Genomic DNA, 15,591 nt, shown 5'->3' with positions numbered 1-15,591 from the left:
TAGCTTTTCTTTACCAATTCTCTGGTATAAGCAATGTTTATTATATAATAGATTTAATAAAAAAACAAGGATTGACAAAACTAAACGTTTAGTTTATTATATAGTAACATCTTAAAACTTGCAATGAAAAGGAGATTTAATTATGAGACAACTTTTTCAACCTCTTACTATTCATAATCTGACCTTAAAAAATCGTATCTCCGTCCCACCCATGGTGGTTTATCACTGGGCGGATGATACCGGCACTGTAACCGATCGACAAACTGAACACTATAGGGAGATGGCTAAGGGCGGGGCAGGCCTTATTATTCAGGAAGGCACCTGCGTGGAACGGACCGGCCGGCTCACAGACACCCAGCTCGGCATTTGGGGAGATGGGCACATTGAGGGGCTTAAAAGAATTACCGATGCCGTTCATCAGTATCACACTCCTATTTTTGTGCAGCTCCATCATGCGGGGGTCTTTGGTTTCATGGAGGATACTGTTTGTCCAAGCGATATCACCTGCACTGTCAAAGGTAAGGAAAAACAGGCCCGTGCGTTGACCATTGAAGAATTGCACCGTATCCAGCACTCTTTTGTTACTGCATCAGAGCGTGCAGTAAAGGCCGGATACGACGGGGTGGAAATTCATGCATGTCACAACTACTTAATTTCTCAGTTTTACAATACTCTTGTCAACAGACGAACCGATGACTACGGCAAGCAACCATCCCTGTTTGTACTGGAGATCATTAACGAAATTCGTCGTCGGGTACCGGAATCATTTGTGATTGGGGTACGTCTGGGGGCATTTGAGCCCACTCTTGCAGACAGCATTGCCCATGCGGTAGAACTTGAAGAAAACGGTGTTGATTTTTTGGATATTTCCTATGGATTTGAACAGAGATCCTATCCTGAAAAGCCCGAAAATTATCCTTTTAGTGACCGCATTTACGCAGCACAGGAAATCAAAAAAAGAGTTTCCATTCCAGTTTTCGCTGTAGGAGGAATCGCATTCGCGGAACAGGCTGAGGAAATTCTGCAAAAAACCGGTGTAGACATGGTCGACATAGGGAGAGGAACTCTGGTAAATCCGAACTGGGCAAACGATGCCAAGTCAGGACGGGATGTGGGTACCTGCCTATACTGCAAAACCTGCATGTGGAGGGTTAATTCCGATAAATGCCCCGGAAGAAAACTCTTTTTTTCCAAAAATACTATTAAAAGTCAAGATTAAGACTTGGTAAATCACTCTAACCATAATGTTGCCGCGTGGGAAACGGCAACATTATGGTTAGAGCCTTTCGTAAATCATCAAGTGGTAGGAGATTAGAACTAATCCACAGTATCTAAAACTAGCATAGCTTATACCATAGAATTGGTAAAGAGAAGCTTTCTATAATACAAGGAGGTTAATTGACAATGAGTAAAAAATATCTGATTCATGATAAACCCTTCAAAGCGCTTTTTATTCTAGCTTTGCCTATTATCATTGGCAATATGTTTCAGCAGTTTTATACCATGGTCGACTCCATGGTGGTTGGCCGTATGGTCGGCGAGGACGCACTGGCCGCTGTCGGTGCGTCATATGCGTTAACAACAGTATTTATTTCAATAGCAATCGGTGGGGGGATCGGCGCTTCAGTTTTGACCAGTCGTTATTTTGGTGCGCGGCAGTATGCGGATATGAAGAGAACAATCCGACTTTCGCTCTTTATCTTTTTGGCACTCAGCATCCTGCTGGGAGTAGTTGGTATTTTAGGCAGTTACAACATTCTAATCTGGCTGCAGACGCCTAGAGATATTTTGGACATGGCGGTGGAATATTTGAATATCTATTTTTATGGATTGCCATTTTTGTTTTTATATAACGTGGTTGCTGCGATGTTTAATGCATTGGGTCGTTCGCGTATCCCGCTGTATTTACTGATTTTTTCGTCGGTTTTAAACATTGGTCTGGACATTTATATGGTCGGACCAATGAATATGGGAATTGCAGGAGCTGCATGGGCCACACTGATTGCACAAGGTATTGCGGCAGTTACATCTTTTCTTTTGTTTTTGAAGGAGATGAATAGCTATGACGAAACCATAGCTAAGGGTAAATCAGCACGTGAGCTACAAAAAATAGCTGCCATTGCCTTACCTTCCATTCTGCAGCAGTCCACCGTATCTATCGGCATGATGCTGGTGCAGTCAGTTGTTAACGGTTTTGGCACTCAAATGTTGGCAGGCTTTTCAGCAGCCATGCGGGTCGAAAGCCTCTGTCTGGTGCCAATGATAAGCATTGGAAATGCAATGTCACCGTTTACCGCGCAGAACCTAGGTGCGGGTAAACATCAGCGAGTGCGGCAGGGCTACCGAGCAGGACTGCTGATGGTAATTCTGTTTGCTTTATTCATTGGTCTACTATTGGAAGGTCTGTATAACCCTATCATTACGCTATTTCTGGGCAGTGAGGGGACTGGTCTTGCGCGGCAGGTGGGAACAAGTTATTTGCAGTTTATGGGCTTTTTCTATGCCCTGCTTGGGTTAAAAATGGCAACAGACGGCGTATTGCGTGGTGCAGGTGATATGAAAATGTTTACTATAGCAAACCTCGCCAATCTGGCCATCCGCGTTATCATAGCTATCACATTGGCTCCGCGCTATGGAATTCAAATGGTGTGGTACGCCGTACCCATAGGTTGGGCGATTAATGATATTCTATCATTTGCACAATACAAAACTGACCAATGGGAGCGTATAGGCAAGGCAAAAAGTAGTGTAGCACATGTTAAAACTTATGAAAGCCAAAATATATAGTTTATTAAATAATGTGAAAATCTCTTCTCACATAAAGCTGTAACTTTTTTGTAACCCATTCATGGAAAAAATCAGTTATAGTAGTATTCGCAACAGCAAAAATCTCCCCCTACCGGTGAATTTTAAACAAAAGAAGGTGGAACCCTATCAGGGATGTCAGCCAGGAATACATATTGAAAGAAAAAGGAGCACAAAAAATGAACAAAAAATATACCACAATGATATCAATTCTAATGGCTGGCACGGTCCTGTTAGCCGGCTGTCAGAAAGCCCCCAGACAAGACAACACCTTGACAAAGCCGATTGATGATGTGGCAGCATTAGGAGAATTTCTTCCTGCCGGAGCAGAACTGCTGACGCCAAAAAAAGCGGAGAAAAAACAGAGCATTTACATGGAAGACCTAAATAAGGATGGGAATCAGAAAGCCTTACTCTTATACAGGGACCCTAATGACAACCGTCAGGTCCATATGATGTTTCTGGTAAAAGAAAACGGAGCCTGGCAGAAAAAAGCGGATATGGAAACCGGATTTATTGATGTTGATACATTTGATCTTGCTGACTTAGACGGCAACGGAACGCAGGAAGTCACCCTAGGCGGCGGATTGTCCGATTCCGGCCATGACAACCAGCTTTATATTTACGAACTGCAAAACGGCACTCTGGAACAGAAAGCGGATCTTTCTTACGATACACTTCAGATCTCTGATTTTAATGATGACCAGATACCTGATCTTATGGTACTATCGAAAAAAGAGAACGAAATGCGGACCGCCGGACTCTATTCCTATGCGGAAGGAAGAATAAATCCCATCTCTGAGATCGAACTGGATCCGGAAGGAACGTTAGAGCATGTTGCCTTAGGAACATTGGCCGATGGAAAGAAAGCATTGTTTGCGGACAGCGGGATAGGCGCACATTCCATGCTGACAGAGATCATTGTTTATGAAAACGGCAATCTAAAAAAGGTAGGCGATCCTTCTGACAGCATTCTTATGAAGACCTATCCGCTCTACAGCAGGGATATCAATGGAGATGGAATCGTAGAGGTTGGAGGAATGTACATCCCAAAAGGTTATGAAGACGCTGCCATGGCAGATATCCCTTTCCTTTACACTTATAAGGATTATTGTTCCGATGGCTCCTTTCAGACAGTAGAGGAACGTTATTCTGACAGCGGCCGCCACTTTTATGTCACCATACCGACAGAACTTCATGAGAATGTAACCATCAAACGGCTGGACAATGGAATCCATCTGATTTCTACCGTAGGAGATAAGGTTTTATTCGAAGTGAAATGGGCGCCAAAGGATGCCGTTCCTGCTAACAGTACTCTTCTTGGAACCACAAAAGACATAGTCTTTTACTCGGAATGGAAGGAAGAGACAAAAATTCCAGCAAGTGCCTTCCATATGATGGAAGAAGAAATAAACTGAGGTAACACGCACATGAAAACAATTTTGGTAGTGGAAGACGAACTGTCAATCCGTAGTTTTGTCTGCCTGAACTTAAAGAAAAAAGAATATCATGTCCTGGAAGCAGAAACCGGTGAGAAAGCACTTATGCTTTTTAAGAGCCAGAAGATCGATGTTGTGATCCTGGATCTTATGCTTCCCGGCATAGACGGATTTACCGTTTGTGAAGAAATAAGAGTCTTGGATCCTGCGTCAGGCATCATCATGCTGACCGCCCGGTCTCAGGATGATGATAAGGTCAAAGGCCTTATCATCGATGCCGATGATTATCTGACAAAACCGTTTCATATGAAGGAATTGGAAGCCAGAATCTTATCTCTGCTACGCCGCCTGGATTATAAGACGGTAAGTGCTGCACCTACAATCCTCCGATCAGGGCCCTTTTCTCTTGACAGCATACGTAACAAATTATCCTGTTCCGGTCTTGAGATCAGGATCACTCCTACGGAAAGCTGTCTGCTTCAATTTTTTATGAACAACAAAAATCAGGAATTTACAAGAGATCAGATCCTTGATGAAGTCTGGGGAACCCATTATTCCGGCGATCCAAAGGTGGTGGATGTAAACATCCGCCGGATCCGCCGAAAAATAGAACCGGATCCATCTTCCCCTAAATATTTATGTACGGAATGGGGTTATGGTTATTTATGGAAGGAGTAAATCCATGAAGCGGAAGGTTGTTCTTTATTTTATGTTTTTGATCGTTCTAACCCTGACACTTGTCATGGTCTTTTTTGGCATTGGGATGAAACGGTACTTTTATCAGGAAATCTCCGATACTGTAAAAAATCATTCAGAAGCTGTTTTACCTGTTTGGACACAGCAGGGGGACTTTACCAGTTTGCAGCTGGCAGAAGAAAGTGATGCCATTATCAAAGCCTATAAAATGGATGACGCAGCCCTTTCCCTGCTGACACGAAACGGACAGATGATCCAGTCCTCCACTGGATATCTGGTAGAAAAAACCGAATCCATTGATCCTGAGGTTCTTCGGTTCCATACGGTTTATCACATAGAAAAACCAGAAAATGGCGGCGAAAAAATCATGGCTGTCTATACGCCTCTTCTATATGAAGGACAGACTGCAGGTGTTTTAAAATACGAGGTATCCCTGACCGATACGGATACCCGAATCTATACACTTTTGTCCTGGGGATTGGTAGTGTGCTTGCTGGTTGCATTTCTCGTATTCCTGGTCAGTTTTCACTTGGGCAATTCCATTGTAAAACCCTTAAAGAGCATTATCATGCTGACAAAACGAATGGCGGAGGGAAATTATAAAGAAAAAATCGAACAATCCTACCCCTATGAAGCAGGGGAACTGGTAGATATGCTTAATTATATGGCAGATGAGATCACAAAGGCAGACCACATGAAAAATGATTTCATCTCTTCCATATCCCATGAGCTACGGACCCCGCTCACCGGAATCAAGGGCTGGGCGGAAACCATGAGAGACCCTGAAGGCCTTACAGAGGACGAAATGAAGTTCGGCCTGAAGATCATAGACGAAGAAACCGAGCGGTTGATCAGCCTAGTGGAAAGCCTGCTTGATTTTTCAAAATACCAGTCTGACCGGATGAGTTTATCCCTCTCTTTTGTTCCATTTGATGAGCTGATAGAAAAAGTGACCTTTGAACTTTTAAAAAAGGCAGAAAAAAAGAATATCCATCTGATCACGGAAACTACTCCAGTTGTCATAGAAGCCGACTGGGATAAGTTAAAGCAGGTGGTATTAAATGTGCTGGACAATGCCATAAAATTTTCGCCAAAAAGCAGCGACATCGTTATCACTCAGACCATGGAAGATCACTGTGTCAGCCTGGTCATACGGGATGCGGGGATCGGAGTAAAAGCAGAGCATTTAAAATATCTCACCCAATCCTTTTACAAAGCGGATAAAAAATCCATGGGAGAAGGTCTGGGACTTGCCATCTCCCGAAAGATCATGACCCTTCATGGGGGGACCCTTTCCATTGAAAGCGAATATGGAAGAGGCACCATCGTAACCCTTAATCTCCCCAGAAAGCAGGGTTAGAACCCATGACTATCGAATATCTTCATTAAGATTATTTTGAAAGAATCTATTAAGCGCTTACTACATGAGTTGATCATTACATCACCATTTTTATCGTCTGGAATCTGCGATTTAATGGATGGGCTTGGGATCACTAAATACATTGAAAAATTACGCTGATTGCGGTACTTGTGAAGCTATTGCGATATGCATGGTATCGACTGGAGCATAAGGATAGATGAAACACTTCATAGCAAGGTGTATATATATAAATCAGGGCGAGCCATGCCAAGCGGCTATTACCTCAGCCAATTTCACTATTAAAGGATTACGTTTGAATCATGAAACCGGGGTCGTTATTGCAGATAAAGAAATCCTTCAAGGAATGGAAGAGTACATAGAAGACATTGCATTAAATGGCAGCACTTGGTTTTTCACCAGTGTAAATGGAATGTCTGCAAAAAGAGAGAACATTATAATAGTAGAATATCTGCAGGGGAGAAGATAAAAATCCTCTTTGCTGTTGATAAGGTAATTGCATACTCAGCAGAGATTATGCAATTGTATCCAAATGAGAAACCGACACTGTGCCCCGAAAGTGGAAGAGTACCAGCTGATTTTTCAGGGGAAAGCAGAAAACTTGGATTAAGATTGAGAATATTAACCCTAAGAAGAATATTAGTGTAGGCAGTCTGCTGGTGATTACAACTGGAAAAAGTGTTAAGGAAGTAATTGATAAATCTCAGTGCTGCTATGCGTATGTTAAAAGTGACAGAAGAGTAATACCATATAATTGTTTTATAAAGAGGTCAAATATTAAGACAAAGCTCCAAAAACACCAAAACAAAGTGATATAGTTTTGTCGTTTTTTTAAGTGCAATATATGCTTAAACCATCTATAGAAATAGAAAAAGCGAAAAAATCCTTCAAGGATATAGATTGTAAAGTGTGATATAACTTGGAAAGGTTTATAATATCATTGGACTGGATAATTCCAATATGGTATACTTGATGAAAAGTATCGAATGGTAAACGACAAAACAGCAGTGATTTTTTTTCGGTTATTATTATTTGCAGAAATGGTAAGATTAATATAGTGATTTCCAACTATTCGCGAAAGTGATTTCCAACTATTCGCGAAAGTCTAGTTTAACGAATAGTTGGAAAAGAAAACAATAGAACTATTAATTACACAATTAATTTTATAACTTAAAGAACTTTACCTCTCATATCCTTGATTACTATTACTTTGATATGCTCCCAATACTTCCCCTCTTATACCAGAGTATGTAAAGTTCTATAAACACCATTACCTAAGAATCAGACTATATATATTAAGTCTGAAAAAGAAAAACTAATTAATGAGGGAAATATAAATGACTGGTCTTTCAAAAATCATTTACAATCCAAATACTTAAAGAAATGAGGCCCAATTATGAGTTCTTCTCTCTCCTACCATCAGCAAAAAGATATTGAAAACGTTAAGCACCTGCGCCAGTTGGTAAAGGAACTTCCAAATTTCTGCGGAGATTTCTTCAGGGGAATTGAACCTCGCACTTCTTCCCGGACCAGGATCGCTTACGCTTATGATCTAAGAGTATTTTTTGACTTTCTAATTAAGGAAAACCCCGTTATCGGCAAACTTCAGGTTCAGGATATTACTTTAGACCACCTGGATTCGCTTCGGGTCGTGGACATTGAAGAATACATGGAATATTTAAAATACCGTTTTAATGATAGAAATCAGGAAGTGACCAACAAAGAGCGAGGAATCATGCGAAAAGTCTCTTCACTGAAAAGCTTCTATAATTATTATTACCGAAATGAACGGCTTCAAACAAATCCCGCTTCTCTGGTGCAGCTTCCAAAGATGCATGAAAAGGATATTATCCGGTTAGATATTGATGAGGTAGCTCTTTTGCTCGATGAAGTTGAAAACGGGGAATCTTTAACAGAAAAGCAAAAAGCTTACCATGCGAAAACCAAGATCCGTGATCTCGCACTATTAACTCTAATGCTGGGAACCGGTATCCGGGTATCGGAGTGTGTTGGTCTGGATGTTGATGATATTGATTTAAAAAATGGCGGGATCCGGATTCATAGAAAAGGAGGAAAAGAAGTCACTGTGTACTTTGGTTCCGAAGTTGAGGATGCCCTTCTTGATTATCTTGACGAACGCAGTTTCGTCATTCCTGAGGAAGGCCATGAAAAAGCACTCTTCCTATCCCTTCAAAAGAAACGGATTGCAGTACGCAGCGTCGAAAATTTGGTAAAAAAATATTCCAAACTCGTAGCACCTTTAAAAAAGATTACCCCACATAAACTGCGCAGCACCTATGGAACAAGCCTGTATAAGGAAACCGGTGACATCTATCTGGTTGCAGACGTTTTGGGACACTCAGATGTTAACACTACGAAAAAACACTATGCTGCTTTGGAGGATGAACGCCGGCGCAGTGCCAGAAATAAGGTGAAGTTGCGGGAAAAAATGTAGCAAAAAACTTATAAACTATCGATAAGTAAAAAAATTTTTGAGGAGTTTTGTTCAAAATGGTTTTTTGACTATTATAAGTAAAAAACCAGAAATTTCTGTTTTATTCAAAAAAGACTACGCCGCTGAAAAGCGGCGTTTTCATTTTGAACAAAATACTTTGCTATCAGAGTATAAGCTCAGCGAACCGATATTCTTTTATAAAGTTTACCATTTCTAAATATATCATTTAATTTCAGCTAGGGCAAATGCCAAATCTTAACCTGCTCAACGCCCTTTTGAATATTTTACTGGTCATACATCCAAAACATCATATATTCTGTCTCCATTCCTTATTCTACTTGGTATATAATAATCTCCTCTGCAATCTGTTTTACATCATCAAGGATAATGGCTTTTAAAACATAAAGTATGCTAATTTTTACATGTTTCCTCTTCTATATTCCCATTCCCCACCAAGTCCATCTCATTTAATGTTATGCCCCCTCCAAGATGAAAACGCAAAACCGGAAAATAGAATCTTTAAAAAGGTGTAAAATTATCTGATGCGAAATTATTCATATATCATAAGCAACTGTATCCCTGGCGGATTCCTTTTTGTCTTTTAGGGAACTTTGAAAGCTTTGGCGAATGGCCTGCGAGCATGTGTCTTATGTAAGAGGACATACACATGCACGTAAGGACCTGATATAAATATAATAGGAAGTTGCTATCTATCTTTTTAATTTTTTTGTTATAAAAAAAGAAAGCATCTAATATCTAAATTAGAGCTTTCTTTTTTCACCTTTATCATCAGGCTCTTATAATATTTTCATACGAAAAGTGAATGCCGTTATTCCTCTTAGCTTTCGCCCTCTTCTTCACCTTCAACTGCTTCACGTATCTTAGAGCCAACAACTGTTATCATTTTTTGTTCCGGATCAATAGTTGAGGTAAGTCCTTCCGGAAGTTTAATATCACTAAATTGAATACTTTCACCAGCCTCCATATTAGAAACATCAATTACTATTTCATCGGGAATATCCTGAGGTAAGCCCTCCAGTAAAATTGAATCTATGGTACTGTTAATCAACAATCTTTTTGACTCAAGAAGTTCTGCTCCGGTAATTTTTATAGCCACTTCTTGTTTGATTTTTTCCGAAAAAGATACCATTTGAAAATCCAAATGAGAGATTTCGTTCTTAACAGGTTCAATGTGTATTTCTTTTGCCATTACGGTATAACTCTGGCCATCAGGAACAACCAGTTTAAAAATGCCATTCCGGCCAAACTCTTTCATTGATCTTCTAAATACATCTTTCTTAACAGCTATTGAGATTGAATCAACACCTTTACCAGCTATGTTTCCCAGTAAATATCCTTCTCTTTTTAACTGATTATTGTCACCCTTTCTGGTACTTTTTCTTAAAACAACGTTCATAACTCCAGTATTTTCCATAGTTATAAGCCTCCTTGATTTATAATTATATTATGGCAATCATCTAAAATCTTATGATTCAATGATGAAAACCTGTTACCTAAATTTCAATGTGATTTAACATAACAAAATATAAATTGTCAAAAGAAAATATACTTCTCATAGAAAATGTATTTTAAATAAGTTATCCTTGAATTAAATTTGAATTTATTTCTTTAATACAAACTTATTTTATTTATTATTTAAAAAATCACATAGAGTTTCAAATAACATATAATTAATAGTATAGTATAAATCTGACAATTGTCAAGTTTTCGATTTGTATAACAGAAATTTTTCCTGATAAAAAGATTAAAAGAATATAAAGGTGCAGTTCGAGAAACTCAAGTTCTTTGCACAATATTAAAAACCATTAACTTATTCTGCAACCAACATCTATATCATCACAGGCTAATCGAGTAGGAGGCGGTGACTAACCGCCGTCCTCTCACAGCACCGTGCTTACCGTTCGGTACATGGCGCTTTCAATAGTTGATGTGCACGGACTGATATACATTGGCTAAATCATAAAAGCTACTATGTATCAGTCTTTCTTTTGTTAAAGCTATATTGACCGCCTTTGTATGAGTCACAGAACAGTTACCTCTCCGGCTAGCCGTTATAAGTACCAAGCCTTTAGACATTCTGAAGCCCTAAAATTATTTTGTACACCTGCTGACAGATAAACCCAAACAACTGGATAATAAAGGTCTGTCTTTTATTGATACAATGCTCCCATGGTCAGAGCAGCTCCCAGAAAAATGCAAAAAACGAAGCGATTAATTTTCAACTGCTAAAATGGCGGAGTTTTTTATGATAGTACTTATGGTCTACCATATAATTCCGGTCACGGATACGGGCATGATATTTGCCGTGGCAGGTAATTTTTGAACCTTATTCTGTATGAATTATTTTATCCATTTATAAATAAAGTCCATTTTTAGCAAAGTGGATACAACCCTGCAGACTACGTATTTACAATAAAATTTCAGGAAATTAATAAAATCTATTTTTTTTACTTATAAACCCAAAAGCACGGAGCGACCGTGCTTTTTTTAGCTACTATACTCATAATACCTAGTATAAACATATTACGAAGCATATTCATAAGCCTACATGTAGAAATGTTCTACTAAGTTGCGGATTGTGCTTATTATAGATATTTATTAATTATTTCATCGCTCCATACATGAGCTTCAATATACCGTTCCGGACCGTATTTCCCATCATCATTCCAATCTTGCGGCAAACCATACTTCTCAATAATTTTTAATATTTCATCATAAGTATAAAGCTTTTTCCTATATTCCTTTCCATCATTAATTGTCTGACTAAATGTCGGCATTGAATCACCGTAAGTAAATGAAATAGTCTTTATATCAAATTTTTCTATTGGAATTTTTATAAAAGCACTATTTTCGTACCAAGTACTTAACCATGGACTATGCTCAATCACCATGTAATGGGGTGATTTCCTATTTATAATGCCTCCTTTATTTTCAAACTCTGACCGGATTATATTCTCACAATTGCGCCTATACTCTACATATTTATCGTGTCTTTTTGCACTTTGAGAATTAGGCTTTGTGATTTTTATCGTATCAAGGATCAATTTAGCTTCATCAATCGGCAGGTCAGACAAATTGACAAAAGGTCCTATCGTTTTATCAAAATAATGATATAAATAAATTTTTTTCACCACCAATAATGTAATTTCCCATCAACAAGTTGGATATTATACATTTATACATCAGTTAAAAATACATCTGGTATATTATTTTTCCTTAGCTGATAACGCTGTACTTTTGATAATGGAATTATATAATGATGCACTGACTTTTTATATTTCGCGTTTTTAATATCATCACAAAGTTTGCCAATAAAGCAAAACCATTCTTCCGTACCTCCAATGTTATGTGTAAATGTTTGAAAGTACCCATCTGCAAGATAAAAGATTTCTAATGCGATTGCTAAATCACAATTAGCATTCGATATGATTTGTTCTGGTAATTCAAACCCCTCATCCCAGTTGTAATTGTCTATCATGCTTTTCATTTGCTCGTATGTCATATTCCCACCTGAAAATCCTCTGACAAGTAATTACTTCACCTAAAATTTAAAATCAAATCTACATTATTCATTATTTTCTTGAACTTATCAATATTGATTTTTTCATTTAATCTAATGGATTTTCAATATTTTCTATTATTTCCCCTTTATCACAATGCTTTAAAAAGAAATAAAATGTTGAATCAATTATATTAATAGTACGTTGAGAAATATCATAATCAAATAATGGCGGCTGGATTTTCTTCGCTGTTTGCAATTTTGCCAAACTACTCAATAGATACCCAATATCACTTGGTCTTATATCAGTACTTCTGTGATGTCGGCTTTTAATTATTTCTTCTATCTTTTTACGTGGCACACCCATTAAAATAGTTGAAAAATCCATACTTAAAATTGCAATAACAAAGTAGTAAGGCAAGAAAAGAGGCTTTTTCTCCTTATCTTTCACATCACTCTGCCCCTTCGCAATATCTTCCAGTGCACGAACATGTCTTGAAGAATAATCATCACATTTTGCTGTAATAGCATGATCAAGAGTCATCTGGTCAACAATATGTTTTCTAAGTCCTTGCTTTTGTAATATACCATTTTCCAAGCATAACAGTTTTAATAGCTCCTGAACAACTCCTATGCTTCCCATCGATTCCTCGCAGAGTCTTAGTAGTATTTCATCTGAAATTTCAATATTAAGCTCTTCTGCTCCCTTTTTTGCCACGCTAATAAATTCTGTGTTATCCCACGGCTCAACCGGTATTTCTGCAATCCTATCTTGTAAATCACCATTAAATTGAATAAGCCTGTTTTTTTCTTTCCATACACCTAAAATTATAAATCTTAATCCCAGTTCTTGAAAAGTGCGCAAATCAAACGCTAATTGTTTTTGAACATCACTAGAAAGATAATGAAAATTTTCAAGAATAACAAATTTATCAGAATTAGTTTGTTTATACAAGTCAAAAATGTCTTGCGGCAGCTCCAGGTTAAACTCTATTGATCGATAATTAAGTTGCTGTTCAGCTGATGCATTAACTTTTGCAGACCCTTCGACCTCCGCAGCTGCTAAAAAAGGTAATTTAGATTTAATTTTTGCTACAGCTCCAATTTCAACATCTCCGCTCTTACTCTTCTGCTTATCGGTTAATATTTCGATACCAAGCTTTCTAAGAATCGATTTATAAATATCTGAAACTTGACTTTTAGGACTGCAGCTGACAGCTAAGCATTCGCCATATGGCAAATATTTACTGACCAAAGCAGTTTTTCCTTGTTTTGATGCACCATAAACTATTATTTGTTTATCCGATCTTAATGCGTTCTCAAATGCCCCATCAACTTCCTGGCGTTCAATATAGCTTAGCACAGGTTTTCTACTGACTCCAAAGACCTCTTCTAGTTTGACCATATGTACTCTTCCCCCGTCATAATATCATATTAAATTTATTATACAATGCATTTTCTGTTTTAACAAACAAAACATAACTGTAACAAAGAAATCGACTGGCTTAAGACATCTAATTATAGGCAAAAGACAGAAAATTATGGACCTTACTATATCTGACTAAAAATCCACCAACCGTAAATGTATAATTAAAGGAATGATCTATTATAATAAACGAATTGAGATTATAATTAGGAGGCAAATAAATGTTTGAGGAGAAAATTGTTATCGGTACTGGAACAAAGTATCCGCTTAACGGAATATTAAGCATACCTGCAGAGACCAATGGATTGTTTCCCACGGTTGTACTGGTACATGGTTCTGGTCAGCTGAACATGGATGAAAAAGTTGGTAATAACTATCCTTTTAAAGACCTTGCGGAAGGCTTAACTAAAAAGGGGATCGCAGTTTTGCGTTATGATAAGAGAACATTCATATATGGCAAAGAAATGAGAAATCACCCTGAATTAACGGTCAAGGAAGAAACTATAGAAGATGCTATCCTCGCCACCGCTCTCTTACGTAATGACTCACGCATTGATTCTGAAAGAATATTTATAATAGGCCATAGTATGGGAGGAATGCTGTCTCCACGTATTGACGCGGAAGGCGGAAATTTTGCCGGACTTATTATTATGGGCGGTACTACAAGAAAACTTGAAGAGGTCATTATAGAACAAAATAATGAGGTTCTAAAATCATTGAATCTTTTTTTGCAAGTAATTGTAAGAAAACAAATAGCAAAATTATCATCCAAATTTGATAACATATATAACATGAGTGATGATGAAGCAAGATCAACATTGGTTTTAGGAAAGTACTTCAGAGCCTACTACTTAAAGGAAATGGGTGAACATCCATTAGTCCATTATCTTGAGTCATTAAACAAGCCGATGCTAATTCTGCAAGGAGATAAAGACTTTCATGTCTCCATAGAAAAAGACTTTAATCAATATAAAGAATTGTTAAAAGAAAAACAAAATGTTACGTTCAAAATATATCATAATCTAAATCATTTGTTTATGCCTTCTATTTACGGAAAAATACAAAAGGCAAAAAAAGAATATAAGGTTGCTCAGCATATTGATGAGCAGGTTATAAATGATATTTCTGACTGGATACTTTCGGCAGTAGTTTCTAATCCTGAAATGTAGCTACTCCTTTTGCATGCTGCATTCGGAGTAGCGGCAAAGATGGTGTAATACTGTTTAAGATTATTTATAAATTTAATAACCAAATAAACTGAGTCTCATGCCTATATTCAGGTTCATTATAATACGCATACTCATCAACCACACTAAGAGTTGCTCCTTGCTTATGATAAAATTTACAGGCAGGAACATTATTGTTCTGACTTTCTATTTTCATCTCTACAAATCCTTGACTGCGACACCAATTTGCAGCCATGTCAAATAATGTTTGACCAACTTTTTGCTGCTTATATGCATCATCCACACGAATATCCCATAATACTGCAAGGTCATCCCTATTCGAAAGCATATTTATGCCTTTTGTACGTGATACAATTGTTGCAGCTCCTATTGGCTTCTCACCATCAAAAGCCATAAAAAAAGCCCAGTTTGAAATATCCCATTGTCTTTCCCAGCGTATTACAGTTTCATCTTCGCCGGTACAAAAGTCTTTTAAATAAGGTTCTATAGGGGTCTCGACAAGATTAAAACCACCTAACCCACGATTAATTTTATCTATTTTATAATAACTGGATACATGAACACGCATAGGAATTAAGTCATATTGTGCGAAATATGTCTTATCCACCTTTTTATATGTAATCATATAATATCTCCTTTGATCTTATTAATTATTTTCACCCTATCCTTCTAATGTTCATTATAA

General features: G+C 37.8%; 13 protein-coding genes. 8 read left to right on the top strand and 5 right to left on the bottom strand.

Features of this window, described 5'->3' with window-relative positions:
- Positions 1-142: 142 nt before the first annotated feature.
- The 7 genes from BMW45_RS23525 to BMW45_RS23495 all read left to right on the top strand — a co-directional run bounded on the left by BMW45_RS23525 (position 143) and on the right by BMW45_RS23495 (position 8,773).
- A complete protein-coding gene (locus BMW45_RS23525) occupies positions 143-1,219 on the top strand; it encodes an oxidoreductase (protein WP_092249674.1) in 1,077 nt (358 codons plus the stop codon).
- A gap of 185 nt (positions 1,220-1,404) precedes the next feature.
- Positions 1,405-2,787 (top strand): MATE family efflux transporter, encoded by a 1,383-nt coding sequence (locus tag BMW45_RS23520; protein ID WP_092249672.1) that lies wholly within the window; start codon positions 1,405-1,407, stop codon positions 2,785-2,787.
- 197 nt (positions 2,788-2,984) lie between these two features.
- Positions 2,985-4,223: a hypothetical protein gene (locus BMW45_RS23515; protein ID WP_092249670.1), complete on the top strand. Its 1,239-nt coding sequence runs from the start codon at positions 2,985-2,987 to the stop codon at positions 4,221-4,223.
- Between the two features lie 12 nt (positions 4,224-4,235).
- On the top strand, positions 4,236-4,922 hold the full coding sequence (locus tag BMW45_RS23510) for a response regulator transcription factor (RefSeq protein ID WP_092249668.1): 687 nt from the start codon (positions 4,236-4,238) through the stop codon (positions 4,920-4,922).
- A gap of 4 nt (positions 4,923-4,926) precedes the next feature.
- On the top strand, positions 4,927-6,300 hold the full coding sequence (locus BMW45_RS23505) for a HAMP domain-containing sensor histidine kinase (RefSeq protein ID WP_092249666.1): 1,374 nt from the start codon (positions 4,927-4,929) through the stop codon (positions 6,298-6,300).
- Positions 6,301-6,517: 217 nt separating this feature from the next.
- A complete protein-coding gene (locus BMW45_RS23500; protein ID WP_092249664.1) occupies positions 6,518-6,787 on the top strand; it encodes a phospholipase D-like domain-containing protein in 270 nt (89 codons plus the stop codon).
- A 927-nt stretch (positions 6,788-7,714) separates the two neighbouring features.
- On the top strand, positions 7,715-8,773 hold the full coding sequence (locus tag BMW45_RS23495; protein WP_092249662.1) for a tyrosine-type recombinase/integrase: 1,059 nt from the start codon (positions 7,715-7,717) through the stop codon (positions 8,771-8,773).
- Positions 8,774-9,611: 838 nt separating this feature from the next.
- On the opposite strand, the gene BMW45_RS23490 is transcribed toward BMW45_RS23495, so the two are convergent.
- The 4 genes from BMW45_RS23490 to BMW45_RS23470 form a co-directional block, all read right to left on the bottom strand.
- On the bottom strand, positions 9,612-10,208 hold the full coding sequence (locus BMW45_RS23490; protein WP_092249659.1) for a 50S ribosomal protein L25: 597 nt from the start codon (positions 10,206-10,208) through the stop codon (positions 9,612-9,614).
- Positions 10,209-11,379: 1,171 nt separating this feature from the next.
- On the bottom strand, positions 11,380-11,928 hold the full coding sequence (locus tag BMW45_RS23480; RefSeq protein ID WP_242883315.1) for a hypothetical protein: 549 nt from the start codon (positions 11,926-11,928) through the stop codon (positions 11,380-11,382).
- Positions 11,929-11,969: 41 nt separating this feature from the next.
- The gene (locus tag BMW45_RS23475) at positions 11,970-12,296 is read right to left on the bottom strand and encodes a DUF4274 domain-containing protein (RefSeq protein ID WP_092249656.1); all 327 of its coding nucleotides are present in this window, start codon (positions 12,294-12,296) and stop codon (positions 11,970-11,972) included.
- A gap of 106 nt (positions 12,297-12,402) precedes the next feature.
- On the bottom strand, positions 12,403-13,698 hold the full coding sequence (locus BMW45_RS23470) for a hypothetical protein (RefSeq protein ID WP_092249654.1): 1,296 nt from the start codon (positions 13,696-13,698) through the stop codon (positions 12,403-12,405).
- Between the two features lie 242 nt (positions 13,699-13,940).
- Between BMW45_RS23470 and BMW45_RS23465 the strand changes: the two genes are divergently transcribed.
- Positions 13,941-14,888, top strand: coding sequence for an alpha/beta hydrolase family protein (locus tag BMW45_RS23465; protein ID WP_092249651.1), 948 nt, complete (start codon positions 13,941-13,943; stop codon positions 14,886-14,888).
- A 64-nt stretch (positions 14,889-14,952) separates the two neighbouring features.
- Here the strand turns inward: BMW45_RS23465 and BMW45_RS23460 are convergent, their stop codons facing one another.
- On the bottom strand, positions 14,953-15,531 hold the full coding sequence (locus tag BMW45_RS23460) for a GNAT family N-acetyltransferase (RefSeq protein ID WP_092249648.1): 579 nt from the start codon (positions 15,529-15,531) through the stop codon (positions 14,953-14,955).
- Positions 15,532-15,591: the final 60 nt, after the last annotated feature.

The organism is Lacrimispora sphenoides (assembly GCF_900105215.1).
Lineage (GTDB): Bacteria > Bacillota > Clostridia > Lachnospirales > Lachnospiraceae > Lacrimispora > Lacrimispora sphenoides_A.
This window is presented reverse-complemented; position numbering and strand designations above follow the sequence as displayed.

Bases quoted from the DNA above. Each gene is read 5' to 3' on its own strand.
- BMW45_RS23470 (WP_092249654.1), bottom strand. From the start codon at position 13,698: ATGGTCAAACTAGAAGAGGTCTTTGGAGTCAGTAGAAAACCTGTGCTA.
- BMW45_RS23490 (WP_092249659.1), bottom strand. From the start codon at position 10,208: ATGGAAAATACTGGAGTTATGAACGTTGTTTTAAGAAAAAGTACCAGA.
- BMW45_RS23520 (WP_092249672.1), top strand. From the start codon at position 1,405: ATGAGTAAAAAATATCTGATTCATGATAAACCCTTCAAAGCGCTTTTT.
- BMW45_RS23505 (WP_092249666.1), top strand. From the start codon at position 4,927: ATGAAGCGGAAGGTTGTTCTTTATTTTATGTTTTTGATCGTTCTAACC.
- BMW45_RS23495 (WP_092249662.1), top strand. From the start codon at position 7,715: ATGAGTTCTTCTCTCTCCTACCATCAGCAAAAAGATATTGAAAACGTT.
- BMW45_RS23510 (WP_092249668.1), top strand. From the start codon at position 4,236: ATGAAAACAATTTTGGTAGTGGAAGACGAACTGTCAATCCGTAGTTTT.
- BMW45_RS23460 (WP_092249648.1), bottom strand. From the start codon at position 15,531: ATGATTACATATAAAAAGGTGGATAAGACATATTTCGCACAATATGAC.
- BMW45_RS23515 (WP_092249670.1), top strand. From the start codon at position 2,985: ATGAACAAAAAATATACCACAATGATATCAATTCTAATGGCTGGCACG.
- BMW45_RS23475 (WP_092249656.1), bottom strand. From the start codon at position 12,296: ATGACATACGAGCAAATGAAAAGCATGATAGACAATTACAACTGGGAT.
- BMW45_RS23525 (WP_092249674.1), top strand. From the start codon at position 143: ATGAGACAACTTTTTCAACCTCTTACTATTCATAATCTGACCTTAAAA.
- BMW45_RS23500 (WP_092249664.1), top strand. From the start codon at position 6,518: ATGAAACACTTCATAGCAAGGTGTATATATATAAATCAGGGCGAGCCA.
- BMW45_RS23465 (WP_092249651.1), top strand. From the start codon at position 13,941: ATGTTTGAGGAGAAAATTGTTATCGGTACTGGAACAAAGTATCCGCTT.